At 54.4% G+C, this 12993-nt stretch carries 20 protein-coding genes; 4 read left to right on the top strand and 16 right to left on the bottom strand.

Features of this window, described 5'->3' with window-relative positions; all coding sequences use genetic code 11:
- From LD28_RS0119095 to LD28_RS0119080, 4 genes are all read right to left on the bottom strand, one after another.
- Nucleotides 1–365: DUF2514 family protein (locus LD28_RS0119095; RefSeq protein WP_033138501.1), on the bottom strand; the 365-nt coding region annotated here is incomplete at its 3' end.
- Complete coding sequence (locus tag LD28_RS0119090) at nt 362–823, bottom strand: glycoside hydrolase family 24 protein (RefSeq protein ID WP_033138500.1); 462 nt, start codon at nt 821–823, stop codon at nt 362–364. The genes LD28_RS0119090 and LD28_RS0119095, both read right to left, overlap by 4 nt.
- Nucleotides 810–1133, bottom strand: coding sequence for a phage holin, lambda family (locus LD28_RS0119085; protein ID WP_033138499.1), 324 nt, complete (start codon nt 1131–1133; stop codon nt 810–812). The genes LD28_RS0119090 and LD28_RS0119085 overlap by 14 nt, the downstream gene beginning before the upstream one ends.
- A 503-nt stretch (nt 1134–1636) precedes the next feature.
- On the bottom strand, nt 1637–1918 hold the full coding sequence (locus tag LD28_RS0119080) for a hypothetical protein (protein WP_033138498.1): 282 nt from the start codon (nt 1916–1918) through the stop codon (nt 1637–1639).
- A gap of 1037 nt (nt 1919–2955) precedes the next feature.
- Between LD28_RS0119080 and umuD the strand changes: the two genes are divergently transcribed.
- The 3 genes from umuD (at nt 2956) to LD28_RS0119065 (ending at nt 5228) form a co-directional block, all read left to right on the top strand.
- Nucleotides 2956–3378 carry a translesion error-prone DNA polymerase V autoproteolytic subunit gene (umuD, locus tag LD28_RS0119075; protein ID WP_033138497.1) on the top strand — a complete coding sequence of 141 codons (423 nt, stop codon included), beginning with the start codon at nt 2956–2958 and terminating at the stop codon, nt 3376–3378.
- 3 nt (nt 3379–3381) lie between these two features.
- Nucleotides 3382–4656 carry a translesion error-prone DNA polymerase V subunit UmuC gene (gene umuC, locus LD28_RS0119070; protein WP_033138496.1) on the top strand — a complete coding sequence of 425 codons (1275 nt, stop codon included), beginning with the start codon at nt 3382–3384 and terminating at the stop codon, nt 4654–4656.
- 317 nt (nt 4657–4973) lie between these two features.
- Nucleotides 4974–5228 carry a sigma factor-like helix-turn-helix DNA-binding protein gene (locus LD28_RS0119065; RefSeq protein WP_033138495.1) on the top strand — a complete coding sequence of 85 codons (255 nt, stop codon included), beginning with the start codon at nt 4974–4976 and terminating at the stop codon, nt 5226–5228.
- A 607-nt stretch (nt 5229–5835) separates the two neighbouring features.
- Here the strand turns inward: LD28_RS0119065 and LD28_RS0119060 are convergent.
- Nucleotides 5836–6132 (bottom strand): hypothetical protein, encoded by a 297-nt coding sequence (locus LD28_RS0119060; protein ID WP_033138494.1) that lies wholly within the window; start codon nt 6130–6132, stop codon nt 5836–5838.
- Nucleotides 6133–6566: 434 nt separating this feature from the next.
- On the opposite strand from LD28_RS0119060, the gene LD28_RS0119055 reads away from it, so the two are divergent.
- On the top strand, nt 6567–6815 hold the full coding sequence (locus LD28_RS0119055) for a hypothetical protein (RefSeq protein WP_033138493.1): 249 nt from the start codon (nt 6567–6569) through the stop codon (nt 6813–6815).
- Nucleotides 6816–7807: 992 nt separating this feature from the next.
- Here the strand turns inward: LD28_RS0119055 and LD28_RS0119045 are convergent.
- The 11 genes from LD28_RS0119045 to LD28_RS0118990 all read right to left on the bottom strand — a co-directional run bounded on the left by LD28_RS0119045 (nt 7808) and on the right by LD28_RS0118990 (nt 12873).
- Complete coding sequence (locus tag LD28_RS0119045; RefSeq protein ID WP_241462322.1) at nt 7808–8437, bottom strand: antitermination protein Q; 630 nt, start codon at nt 8435–8437, stop codon at nt 7808–7810.
- Nucleotides 8437–8793, bottom strand: coding sequence for a DUF1064 domain-containing protein (locus LD28_RS0119040; RefSeq protein WP_033138491.1), 357 nt, complete (start codon nt 8791–8793; stop codon nt 8437–8439). Before LD28_RS0119040 ends, LD28_RS0119045 begins: the two co-directional genes overlap by 1 nt.
- Entirely contained in the window at nt 8790–9779 is a 990-nt protein-coding gene (locus LD28_RS0119035) for a DUF968 domain-containing protein (protein WP_033138490.1), read from the bottom strand. Before LD28_RS0119035 ends, LD28_RS0119040 begins: the two co-directional genes overlap by 4 nt.
- On the bottom strand, nt 9776–10042 hold the full coding sequence (locus LD28_RS0119030) for a hypothetical protein (protein ID WP_033138489.1): 267 nt from the start codon (nt 10040–10042) through the stop codon (nt 9776–9778). The genes LD28_RS0119035 and LD28_RS0119030 overlap by 4 nt, the downstream gene beginning before the upstream one ends.
- A gap of 134 nt (nt 10043–10176) precedes the next feature.
- Nucleotides 10177–10401: a DUF2188 domain-containing protein gene (locus LD28_RS0119025; RefSeq protein ID WP_081959627.1), complete on the bottom strand. Its 225-nt coding sequence runs from the start codon at nt 10399–10401 to the stop codon at nt 10177–10179.
- Between the two features lie 103 nt (nt 10402–10504).
- Nucleotides 10505–11314, bottom strand: a complete 810-nt coding sequence (locus LD28_RS22015) for a BRO-N domain-containing protein (protein WP_050514377.1) — start codon at nt 11312–11314, stop codon at nt 10505–10507.
- A gap of 102 nt (nt 11315–11416) precedes the next feature.
- Nucleotides 11417–11650 (bottom strand): DUF4406 domain-containing protein, encoded by a 234-nt coding sequence (locus LD28_RS0119010; protein WP_050514376.1) that lies wholly within the window; start codon nt 11648–11650, stop codon nt 11417–11419.
- An 81-nt stretch (nt 11651–11731) separates the two neighbouring features.
- Nucleotides 11732–12037, bottom strand: a complete 306-nt coding sequence (locus LD28_RS0119005) for a hypothetical protein (protein WP_033138487.1) — start codon at nt 12035–12037, stop codon at nt 11732–11734.
- Nucleotides 12030–12236 carry a hypothetical protein gene (locus tag LD28_RS0119000; RefSeq protein WP_033138486.1) on the bottom strand — a complete coding sequence of 69 codons (207 nt, stop codon included), beginning with the start codon at nt 12234–12236 and terminating at the stop codon, nt 12030–12032. Before LD28_RS0119000 ends, LD28_RS0119005 begins: the two co-directional genes overlap by 8 nt.
- Nucleotides 12236–12463 (bottom strand): hypothetical protein, encoded by a 228-nt coding sequence (locus LD28_RS0118995; protein ID WP_033138485.1) that lies wholly within the window; start codon nt 12461–12463, stop codon nt 12236–12238. The genes LD28_RS0119000 and LD28_RS0118995 overlap by 1 nt, the downstream gene beginning before the upstream one ends.
- Nucleotides 12460–12873 (bottom strand): hypothetical protein, encoded by a 414-nt coding sequence (locus LD28_RS0118990; protein WP_033138484.1) that lies wholly within the window; start codon nt 12871–12873, stop codon nt 12460–12462. Before LD28_RS0118990 ends, LD28_RS0118995 begins: the two co-directional genes overlap by 4 nt.
- Nucleotides 12874–12993: the final 120 nt, after the last annotated feature.

The raw sequence follows: 12993 nt of genomic DNA, 5'->3' as shown, positions 1-12993 counted from the left end.
GCGCACTGACTGGCGCGTTTGGCCAATCGCTCGGCTTGCTCGCGCAGCCCGCCAGCAACAGCATCAGCGGCAACAGCGGCGCGCTCAGCATTGGCAATCTGTGTTTCTGCATCTTGCCTAACCTTCTCAATATCCGCCTGACGGCGTTCCTCCGCCTTTCTGGCAGCTATCTCAGCATTGGCCCTGACTTTCGCCAGTTCGGCCGCCTGCTCATTCCACTTGGCAGACCACTCCAGCTCATTATCGTGAGCACCGTTCGAGTAGCCTTGCTGATAAAGAAGCCACACCAGAAAAAACATCACTGCCTGGCGCAGCAAAAACCACAACACAGGGTGCGCCTTGAGGAACAGGCGAACCGCATTCATGCCAGCGCCCCGCCGAGCTCCACGAACTTGGCGAGCAACTTCTCTTTGGAGTGCTCCGGCTGGTTGTAACCGGCACCAGGCAGGGATGCCCAGATATTGCGGCACTTGTCGATCGCGGTACCGATGCGCCCAGCCTCGATATCGGCCAGCGCCCGCCGTTCGCGGATCAACTGAATGGCCCATTTATCTTGCGAGATCGGGCCGAAGTCAGGCAGCGCCAGCTGCGCCTTATAGTGCTGCCAGTGCTTGCTCAGAAACTGATAGCGACCGGCGGCCGTGCTTTTCAGCCCCGGCGCCACCTGGATAGACACGTTCGGATGCTCGGCATAGCTCGCAAAGGTCTTGCCCGGATTGACCAGCTTGTCATAGCCATCATCACCGCGACCGATGGTTCCCTCGCTGAACGCCAGCATATCGAGAAAGGCCGCCAGATTGCGGTTGCACTCAATTCGTGCCATTGCCAAACCTCCGATCCAGCATGCGGGCGGCAAACTCTCGGATCTTCTCTACACCGAGAAAGCCGATGGAGCCGCCAACAAAGCCGGAGGCTGTCGCAGGAATGCCGAGCATATCCATCCCGGACATAACCGAGAGGGAGATGGCACCGCACAGCAGGGACTCCAGCAGCCGTTGACGCATGCCGCCACCCGAATAGGTGACGCGCAGCCAGGAAATAACAAGAGACAGAGTAAAGCCGTACAGGGTTGGCCAATGGGCATCAACCCACGCAAGCAACCAAGCCCACAGGCCAAGGTCTTTTTCAGGCATCTACATACCTACCTCCCCGCAGGGCCCAGAAACGAAAAAACCCCGGCATCGGCCGAGGTTTTGAAGCAGAAAATAAAAAAGACCGCATCCGTTAGGTTGCAGTCTTCCATCATTGGAATTCACTTTACACAAAATTGCTTTTAACTGTCAACTGCCTTCAATCGGCAAACTGCTCCACCACTCATCAAAAGATACCGCGCTGACCATGCTCTCCGGTGAAGTCGATAGCACAACGAGATGTAGCCTCTTCATGTCACCGCGAGATACCTGATGATCTACAAATAGTGCGTTTCCGCTGGCCGTTCGTTTCACGAGTCCACTTGGGCTGGTAAACAGCGCAGAGCACGTATTGGCCTGCTTGCGAGTTAACCTTCCTAAAAATCCACCTGTACACATTGCTGCCTCTGTCTGCGATATGTAGTGACCCCACCCCGCAACAACAGTAGATCCTGTGGAAAGAAGATAGACCCCATACAAGGCCAGCACTACTGCCACTATGCCTCTCAACGACATAACGCCCTCCTATGGCCAAGAGACCCAGTCAGCACAACAACACTGTCAATCTCACTAAGGCAGGTAAATTGCTGCAGTGCATCCAGCTCAGCCCTGCACGCTCCCATATCACGACCAGCCCGCTCCTGAGCCAGGATCATCATCTTGAGCGCAGAGTTTCCAGCACCAAGCACCTGGGAAACCTTGAACTCCATGAACTCCTCACCGTGAATTTCGGATGTAAAAACCCCTTTCCCCTGCCAATAATGGAGCGGATATTCAGTCATCAACATAATAGCGAGCCTCCGGCATTGTATGCTCGGATGAAAATTAAGTGCATGAGTTATTTGGCATGAGCTGCCAGTGGGGATAATTTACAGATCAGTAATTCTTGATGTCAATCCTTTCCGGCAAAAAAACAAATTTTCAAGGTTCAACCATGAAAATATGTCACGGCACAACAAACTACTCCCTGTCACACAAAACGTGGATTTTTCCACGGGCTGTAGATTTAAGTTTAGAAAATGCTCAACTATAGTTTTAATAACTCACCGGATGACACACTAAAATATATCTCAATGTCCAAGCTCGACATTCATAATTATAAGCAAACGATAGTTCATTTATTTAAAGTTGAAGTAAACATCATTAATTCAACCCTGCCATTATCAGTATTTAGACGTTCTCACATCAGAGAGCGCCAGACCAAGACAAGCATCACCTCTGTGGCACATCACTACAACTCACTTGCTCAACTCACTCGCAGGCCGCATTTCACATCAAGATTGCAATCTTGATGGATGGCGGTGCCAAGCCGGGAAAGCCTCATTCAGCTCTTGCAACAGTGACCTATGGCGACTGAGCCCGCATGCCACCTGAGATTGCCGATGTATCTACTTATGTGCTCATCCATGATTATATAATCACAGAATCAAATAATCATTGACGGTTGTCCATCATCAGAATTTCAATATTGATTGTTAGGATGTTCCCGCATGGAGATAAAAAATTGATTGCCCGATAGAATATTGATGACAAGAAAAGTATTAACAAATGCATCTTGTGTGCTGAACGCGACTAAAAACAGACCAAAAAAAACATTCATATAGTCTATCCATATAGGCTAACGAAAGTTATCAATAATTGTCCTGCTATGACATAGTTCGAGCCGAAATTATAAAATGTCTCACCACGACATTTTAGCCGCTAAAATGATTTTAATTGACAGATCGGGCGCCAGAGTAAACTGAAGTACACCCCAACTGACACCAGATGCGGCCAGTCAAAGCCCTTGCTATACTGTATAAATACACAGCAACGAGCCACCTCCATGTTCGCCATCCCAGCACCATCTCCTGACAGCCTTGAGCTGCCACTGTTCCTCTCGCCTGCCGTTTGTGGCTTTCCAAGCCCGGCGCAGGACTACATCGAGCAGACCATAGACCTCAACCAGATCTGCATCGAACATCCTGCCGCCACCTTCTATGTCAGGGCCAGCGGACACAGCATGGTGAATGCAGGCATTAATGACGGGGATCTGCTGATCGTGGATAGAGCAATCAAGGCCTGCCATGGCGCAATCGTACTGGCCTGCCTCGATGGGGAGTTCACCGTCAAGCGGCTACAAGAGCGCCCATTCCCAGCCCTGCTCCCTGCCAACCCAGATTTCCCGCCGCTCACCATGCAGGAAGGCCAGGAGCTGGAGATATTCGGAGTTGTCACTTTCGTGCTCCACAAGACCAAGCTGGGGTAGAGCATGCCCACCGCCATCGCCCTGGTAGATGTGAACAACTTCTACGCCTCCTGCGAACGCCTGTTTCGGCCAGATCTCAAGGGGCGCCCCATCGTGGTGCTCTCCAACAATGATGGCTGCGTGGTGGCCCGCTCGGCGGAGGCGAAGGCGCTGGGGATCAAGATGGGGGTTCCCTACTTCCAGATCCGCCAGTTCTTTGAAGCCATGGGTGGAGTCTGGTTCTCCAGCAACTACGCCCTCTATGGCGATATGTCGCAACGAGTCATGACGACCTTGGAAGGCATGGCGCCAGCGGTAGAGGTTTACAGCATCGATGAGGCTTTTATCGAGCTCAACGAATCATGGGCTGGTGACCTGACGACATACGGCCGCCAGATCCGTGAACGGGTGCAGCAGTGGACTGGCCTAACGGTAGGGGTCGGGATTGGGCCAACTAAAACGCTGGCCAAGCTGGCGAACTACGCAGCCAAGAAGTGGCCAGCCACCGGCGGAGTGGTTGACCTGCGCGATGAGGCAAGACGGGCTAGGCTGATGGCCATCACCCCGGTTGAAGAAGTATGGGGAATTGGCCGCCGGCTCACCGCCAAACTGGAATCACAGGGGATCCGCACTGTGGCAGAGCTGGTGTCAGCAGATGCCAAGATCCTGCGGCGGAGATATGGGGTTGTCGTCGAGCGAACTGTTCAGGAGCTGCGGGGAATCCCCTGCGCTGACCTCGAGCAGCTTGCGCAGGCCAAACAGCAGATCATCTGCAGCCGGAGCTTTGGTGAGCGCATCACCCAGATCGGCGCCATGCACCAAGCCCTCGCCGGCTACATGGAGCGAGCCGCCGAGAAGCTCAGAGCTGAAGGGATGCGCTGTCGTCACGTCACCCTGTTTATCCGCACCAGCCCATTCAATGACAAAGAGCCATACTACGGCAACCAGATCAGCACCCGGGTAGCCATCCCCACCAACGACACCAGGGCGCTGCTTGCCCTGATTGGACCGCTCCTATCCAACATCTGGCGAGACGGACACCGCTACCAGAAAGGCGGCGTCATGCTGGCAGACTTCACCCCGGACAGTATCCAGCAGGGCGACCTGTTCGCCAACGAGCAGCAAGGCCAGCGCAGCAATGCGCTGATGCAGGTGATCGACAAGATCAATCAGGAAGGACTTGGGAAGGTCTACTTTGCGGCCCGCGGCCGGGACACCAGAGAGTGGATGATGAAGCGGGAGCAGCTCAGCCCCCTCTACACCACTAACATCAGAGAACTACCACAAGTAAAATCATAGACTTAGAATGACATATAATGCTGACAAGTCAGCAACAGAGCCAAAATGATACCAACCAATGCATTCATGAAATTTTGTGACACAGACCACAAATTTATTGAACAAAAAACAACCAAGTTAAGCCACGACTTAATTTGCCAAGAAAAAATATATAAAAAACAATGCATTAAAAATGCAAAATTAAATGAATGCAGTTTCAAGAATTATTTTGATATTTTTCACCCGTTGAGCACAAAAAAAAAATGGGTTAGTGTAGCTCTGCTGAAACCGGCAAGTTAAAGCAAAACCAAACACTAACCCAATGAAAGGATTATATCATGACCCGTAAAACGGAACACGAATATCGTATCGAAGAGCTCGAGCGTAAAGTAGCTGGCTTGCAGCGCCAAGTTACCATGCAAAAGGCCATTCAAGATCACGATCGTGCTGACGCTAACCGTCGTCTTCGTGACCTTGAAATCAAAGCGGCCGTAGAGCGCGGTGTGCCTCAGAAGAAAGTAGCTGAAATCTACGATCTGAGTGCTGCCAGAGTAAGCCAGATTTACCGTGATGCACGCAAAAAAGCCAGCTAAACCATAGATTTAGTTATGATGCATCATCATAACACTGGCAAACTAAGATGGCCTCGTCGCTGTTGACTCAGCAACGAGGCTTTTTACTGCAAAATTTTGAGCCATCACCATCAAGTATAGATCGAAGAACTTACAGCGAAACAATCCCCAATAAGCGACCATAAAGGACCGGTTTATTTGACCACTGTGCCGATTCCATAATGTTATCGTGCAATCATACTGCCCCCCCATCGCTTGAAGAAGACCATCCCCCACTTTCCTACACATAGCATCAGGCCTGCACCGTCTAATAGATCTGATACTATTGCAGACCAAACTTGCTGAGACTCAAGCTGCCCTAGTCATGGCTGAAAAACAAAATCAGCTAGGCTACACAACCTGTTTTTAGCGAACTCCCCTCGGTGAGGGCATGAACTTCACCAGCTTAGTCAGCTGCTGCTGAATCGGCTTCCACTTTGGATCTGGTGGCACCTTATCCAACCTTGTGGTCGGTTCCTGGTGAATGCAGAGCACCTTGATAAAAATACGTTTTGACGCCTTCCCCTCTTCCATTAATCCACGGCGAACCTTCAGGGTATTGCCCCTTTGGCCAGCAGGCCCTCTGCTGTTAGCTGCATCGTATCTCATCTAACACCGGAGCCTGCGCATTTGTTGGCTCCGGGTAAATGGCCAGAACTTTGATAAAGACTCGGCGACAAGCCATTCGTCCAGGCTCCGGCTTGCACCGCCTGGTTTCTGCCTCCTTTTCCACATAGCGCAATGACCGCAGATAAAGCACTACTTTGCCTGCGTCGCTCGCCGGGATACCAAGAAGGTATGACACATCGTATAGGTCAAAGAACTCACCATGTTTGAACGCCCACCTTGCTACCTTCAACGCTGGCCACTTCCATTTGCTGTCCATTGAGTCCCTCCTTGTTCCACTCTAACAATGTAGCGGGTGTGTGGTCGCCACACACACCAGCAAGGTGCACACAGTTCGGTGTCTTGATGACATGCTCGTTGGTGCAAGGGAAGGATGAGCAGAAATGCGCCTGTAAACCCTTGTCTATTGAAATACCCCAACAGGAGCAATCATGAAACAAAACTTCCTTACGTCCTGCGCTCTCTGGGCGCTCACCGTTGCAAAGGAGGCGGCGACCCAAGTTGCCGCAACGGCCATTCTATCTGTGCTCGCCAAAACGTGGCCAATCTTGTCGCTGACGCCTTGGTGGTGCTGATGGAGAAAAGAAAGAGGGGTGAAAGCCCCTCTGATTACTGTGGAGAATTGTGCGCGGTGATCACGCATGGTTACTATGGGTGTGTAAATGAAGCTGCACCACCAAACAGGAGAGAGATATGTCGATTGAAGAAGCGCTGGAGCCATGGCTGTCAAAGCCAACCTGGTTCAGCTCTCACCCGTCAGACAAGAAGCTGTTCAGCCTTGCCATGCGCCAACTTAAACAGCTCCAGGTAACACCGAGCGTGGATGAGCTGGAGCAGGTGATCATCAAGCGGGTGGATCGGCTGCCGGCCATGCTTGGGACACCAAGCGATCTACCTGAGGCTGCACGGCAATTCGCTATCAAGATCCACTCGAAGTTATAGGAATTGTAATTTCAACGTATGCGGGCTCCATCAACATAACGTGGGTGGTGCCCGCAGAGTGAGTCTCACCGCAACCAAACCAAGACAGCATCATGCAGACTCTGATTATGGACTGTGGATGTACTGTGAATGGACAGCCTTTGACCCTTGTTGCATGAGGGATAATCAGCCGCCGTTTGCTAGTAAAAAGCCCCCATTATCGCAAGCAAAAAAAGTTATTTTAATTTTCCATTTTCGATCGTGATGCTTGCAATTAGCTGATCTTACGCATGAAAACCCGCTGCCTGTGAGCGTTCACTAACTGGGAGGAAAACAAACACAATTTATCCACAGCCTGAACTTATCCACAGGTTGCAATGCGATGACTACCTCATTATCTTGTAGCTCGAAAGTAATACAACCCTACATATTGTGTTTATCACGACCCCACCAAGGAAAAGCACCATGAGAAACGAGAAAAGAATGATTTTAGACCCGGGCAGGAACTTGCCCATCACATGGCAAAAAACGGAGGTTCTCCATGCCAAAACGACGACAGCGAAAACGGCGTACAGCACCATCACGCCAAAAAAATAAAGCCACCTTATCCAGTTGGCTGAGGTGGCTTTTATCTGAACTCCACAACAAGCTTCGTAAAGCTATTGTGGGTGCATTAATCACAGTTATCGTTGCGGTAGTAAAGCCTGTTTTTATGGATAGCTATTGGGGGTCCAGCCCAACTGCTACAACAGTGCAGTTCTACCAAATCTAACAAGGGGCCTTCGGGCCCCTTTCATGTTTTAACCAACGATTTGTTAGAAAAACATGTCAAGTTGCAGGCTGAATGATGGCCAATACAATCCACATCGTCAACACCATAATGACAGAAACGTCGAGCGAGATTTAGCCATCAAAAAAATAATTCCTTTAAGTTCAATTACTTTTTCTAGCTAAAATTTAAATGAACTCCGAATGACTATGATGAAAATGAAATTTGTGCATGCACTTACACATCACACCGCCGTCACTCGCTTGTAGAAGGCTTCCACCTCACTCTCCTGCACATGGCACCAGGCCAGCACAGCCAGATAAAGCGGGTACCACTGCCGCTCCCACTCACTGCGGATCAGTGGGCCCAGAAACGGCTCGATGGCGCGGCGAACCTGAGTGCCCGGGATCGGGCGCAGGCCGGTACCGTTGCAGCGCGGGCAGGTCTTGTCGATCGCCTTGCCGTGCAGGCGGCTCAACTCCAGATCGCGGATCACCCCGCGCCCCCGGCAGAACTGCGGGTGACAGGCTGCCCCCGGGGTATCCACGGTGCGGCAAAAGTGCTGCACGGCGAGGGCTGCCAGCGCCTTGAGCGCCATACCGTGACCGCGGGTCTTGTTGGCCCCAACGAACTTGGGCGCAATCTTGCTGCAGTGAGCCATCACCCCGCGCACCGCCACGCCATGGCTCTCCATATCCTTGTTGTAGCGGGCCATCACCAGCGCCAGGCCAACGGCCTCGTATTTCTGCACCAGCCCCAGCGCCCCCAGAATATCCGCCTTGTTCAAATGGCTGGCTCCTGTCGAACGGGATTGAATGGCCTGGATCATCACCGAGCGCGGGTTACCGATAGAGAGTGCATATTCGAGCCGCATCAGAATGCCTCCAGTGACCAGTTGGCGCCTTTGCGCTGTACCCCGACAAAGGTGAACATCCAGTGCTGCTTGGCCGCCACCTTGATCTTCACCCGGGCGTCATCCTCCCAGAACCCCTTCACCTCGTGCAGCTCGATCAAGCCATCCTTGCCCACCACCATAAAATCCGGGGTGTAGAAGGTCTTGTCGGCCAGCTTCAGCTTGAGCGGCTCGAACTCATAGGAGAGGATCTCCCCCGCCAGCATCAGCAGCCGCAGGTGATCGGCATAGGCCTGCTCGGTCTTGTTCATGGTGCCGGGTATCGGCCGTGGCCGTGCCCTGCTCTTTACCGGTTTGTTCCCACTGTAAGGCGTCATCCAAACACTCCCAGGCCAGCGGCCTTATTTAACGTCATCGCGACGTGAACCAGCTGACTGCCGTGGGTGCGCTCCCACTGCTGCCAGCCCTTGTTGTGCAATTCCATGTGTGCATCGTGGCTAAGCGGAAAAGTCATCAGATCGTTCGCCTTGCTGCCCATCACGCTCAGGCCGTGGCCGATCGCATGGTGCGCCTCGACCCCCTCGGTCTGGCCAGTCACCACGCAGGGCAGATGGCGCACGAACGCCAGATAATCGGCAGACTCCCAGCGCTTCATCTTGGGGCGGGGGATATGCAGCATCGGCGGCTCCGGGTCGATGGCCTTCACCGCAGGCTTGGCGCGGATCCTGGCCCGCAGCTCGGCCAGCGGGTCCTGCTCCAGCATCTCCTCTTTGCTCACCCGAAAGCGGGCATCGGTCTCCCGATAACCGCGCCCGGGTACCAGCACCCGCTCCGGCTCCAGCGGCGGCAGGCGGCAGGCGTGGCGCACCACCGCGATCGGCAGATGCCCCTGCACCTTGTAAACGCTGGCCCACCAACAGAGATCCCGCGCCTGCAACTGGGCAAGCGGCACCCCGCACCATCCGGCAACCCGGGTCAGCAGCGCCCGCGCAATGGTGGCGGCATGCTGGGCGGGGTTGAACGGCAACTGACCATCCCAATACTCGTTATCGTGATGCCAGCACAGGGGGAGCGGCAGGCCGCCCATCTCGGTGGTGACGGTCTCGCCCGCGCACCCCTCGCCGATCAGGCACTGGCCCACGCTGCGCAAGGCCAGTTCGCCACCGGCGGCCTTGACGATAGCTGGGTGCAGCAGGGTGCTGGCGAGCTCCGGGAACTGCGCCAGCAGATCACCCCCCTCAGCGGCGGGAACCAGCATTGCCGGACGATTGCCAAGGGATGAACGCAGCTTGGCCAACCCATCCCCCACCGCCAGCAACACCATCCCCATCTCAGGCACAAAGACCGGATGGGTCGGGTTCACGCCAGCTTCTCCACCATCTCGAGCTTGTCGAGCAACGGGCCAAGGCGAGCGAGCAGCTGATAGCTGGCGCTGCGGCGCAGGGTGGTGGATTCAGAGGCGATCACGCGGCGGGCTGCCTCGGCGGCGGTCAGGCCGGGGCTGGCGGTGTTGATAGCGCGGAACAGCTCGGCACTGGTGTTGAGTTCGGCACCAATCGGGTTGGCTGCCTGCTGCTGCAAATGGCGAGTTCTGGCCATGCTGCGGCTGTTGAATTTACTGCTCATGTGACCCCTTTACCTCACGGTAGTGGTTCAGCCAGTGAATAAAAATAATACGGATATTTAGCTGACTTTTGGAAAACTTGACTTACCTAAGCAACAATTCGATACAAAACTTGGGGGCTTACGCCCCCAGACTGTTAACCCTTAGGTGGATAAGGATCGTTTCCGTAAGAGTTTTTCTCACGAATCTGCCCTTTCTCATTGTGAACAAGCACTTCACTGCGTTGATTTCGCGCGATATCACGAGCCGCCTCAAAGGCTTCCCTTTGAGTCGAGTGGTGAGAGGTGTCCTTTGAATTACCAGCCCCTCGAACCGCCCATTGATCACCCCTCGGTACAACATGTTGATTTTTACCTGACATAGCTCACCTCCTATTGTGTTTATGTCAGCAACAACGATAAGACCAAAAAACACAAAACACAATATGTACCAACACAAACAAACATAAAGCACTACATATAGTTTTACGCAGCCACCTTCCCCAGCCCGACTTTTGCCAACAGATCGGCAAACCGGCTCTGATACCAGTGCGGGGCAGTCTCTCGCTGGCAGCGCGGATCCACGATGTTTTTGCCATAGCGCAGCCCAGCCGGGGTGATCGACCAGAACTCCTTCTGCTTATCCGGCGTCTTGGAAGAGGGGCGGGTCATCTTGACGATCAACCCTTTCGACTCCAGCAGGGCGTTGAAGTAACGCACCCCCATGGTCACCCCATGCTGCTTTAGCCCCTCGGTTGCCGAGAAGGTAGCCCGCGAACTGCCATCGGTGGCATCGCTCGGCGCATCAATGGCGTAACTCGGCAGCAAATTTGGCAGGCCGTGCTGGCGTTGAATGGTCTGCAGCATCCCCAGCTTGCCGGAGTTGCTCACGTTCAGCATACGGGCGGCAGTCTCAGCAAACAGCAACTCCACCTGCACCGCCTCCACATTGACCGCGGGGCTGGGTGCCATCTGATAGTGGCCGACCTTGCGCAGAGATGGCAGCACCTCACCAGTGACCCAGCGCTTGAACTCCTTGGCCGCAGGCAGCTTGCTACCGAAGATCAGGGCATAGACCCCGCCCTCATCGAGGAAGGAGACCTCCTGAACTCCGCTGGTTGTGGGGGTGTCGCGTTTCACGACATCCCCCTCATCCACATGGCGCTTCACAGCATCCCGTGCATTGCTGTAGCCAAGCGCCTTGCATACATCGACCGCGCAGAACAACACGCGCCCATCCTCCTGGATCAGCCGCACCTTGCCAAACTCCGCGCTGTCAAAACTCAACACCTGCATGTCACTCTCCCGATTGTCATGGATAGGGTTAGACCCAAATATTACTGTTTATTTATACAGGCAACAATCACCGTTTGTTAGGTTCGCAATATCGGGTATTCCCTACACAACTAAGGGAAGGTGGCGCTTCACCCACAGCTCACCGACAACCTCTTCCACCTCAAGCTGCAGCAGTTCCAGCCCGAATGCGTGAGCCCTTGTGAACTCCTGCCGCGCCCCCTTGCTCTGCTGCCAACCCGGCAAAAACGCAACTGCCTCACACTCCATCATCATGGGGATGGCGATCCGCATATAGGCGTCATGACTGAACCCGTCAGGCAAGATCGCCGGGTTCATTACCACTGCCCCCTGTGCCTGGAGATATAGACCTTCACTCCAGTCAGGTCGATCAACCCCTGCTCGTTCAGCTCTTTCGGTTTAACGGTCATGATGGGCCTCCTCGGCCAGATCGCGATTCATGCGGTTCAGCTTCACCAGAACCGCCTTTGCCAACGCCAGGAACAGGGTCCCGCACCACACCACCGCCAGCAGCACGGCCCGCAGTGGTGCGAGTAGCAGGCGGGCGATCTGACGGGGGAACATCACCATCACCCAACCAGCCGTGATCACCCACACCACCGGCGCCTGTAGCATCTGCCACCCGACCCCGCCCTCATAGGGCACATGGGCCAGCACAAACAGCGCCACAAAGACGTACATCACAAAGAAGAAACCCTTAACCATGACTGGCCTCCCGGGTCTTGGCCGCCAGTTCGCTCAGCTCGCGGCAGGTCGATACCAACCGCGGCTCATCATCTGGCCCGTCCCCGTCCAGTGCGGGGCCTATTTCCTCTGCAATCCACTGGCGAACAATAACCACCAACATGACCAGCAACGCCAGCCAAAGCAGTCCCAGTATCAGAAACATCCATCCAAGGCTCATCAGCTCCTCCCCCTCCCGGTGGTGGTGTGGTGGGCGGCGCGATGGAGCGCCACCCCGACGATCTGGGCCACGTCAGCAGCCCACATATCAAACCCTTTTGTCATCAGCAGCACAGGGGTCTCGGTGCATTGCACACCAGCCAGCCTTGCCTGCTCGACCTCATCAATCCTGAGCACAGGTGCGAACCAGTCGCGGGTTGCCGTGTGCTGGGCGTAGTAGTGCATCATGCTGCACCGCCTTTAGATTTCAGCTGAGCAACCAAGTCGCATAAACTTGCCTGATGCGCTGCTCCATCGACGCCGTTCAGCAAAACATCAAGCTCGCGCACCAACCGTTGATGATCTTTTTTCTCGGCAAGCAGTTCATCTCGCTGCTGATACGCTTCCAGCGGTAGGGTGCCTACAGCTGCTAAAAACCATTTCTGCTCCAGCACATCGGTCGGCAGGCCACGACACGCATTCACGCAGGCCACAATACGGCGGGCATCATCATCGCTGTAGACTGCGGCAAATGTGACGCCGTCCTCTTCTGTAACAGTCAGGATCGACGTCTTATTGGCGGCAGATGCGGGGCACAAATGGACATGCCGATCGCCGACTTCAAATAGAACCCAAGGTTCTTGTGTGTGTTCGCTCATGACCCAACCCTCACCAGCTCAACCGCCCGGCCCCGGATCCGCGCCGCTTCCGCCCGCGCCTCCTCGGCACCATCCACCACCAGGTAATAACCGGCACCGGTCTTCGCATCGGTAGTGCCC

This window comes from Aeromonas finlandensis (genome assembly GCF_000764645.1).
GTDB classification, from domain to species: domain Bacteria; phylum Pseudomonadota; class Gammaproteobacteria; order Enterobacterales; family Aeromonadaceae; genus Aeromonas; species Aeromonas finlandensis.
The sequence above is the reverse complement of the archived record's forward strand: the minus strand, read 5'-3'. Positions and strand labels throughout refer to the sequence as shown.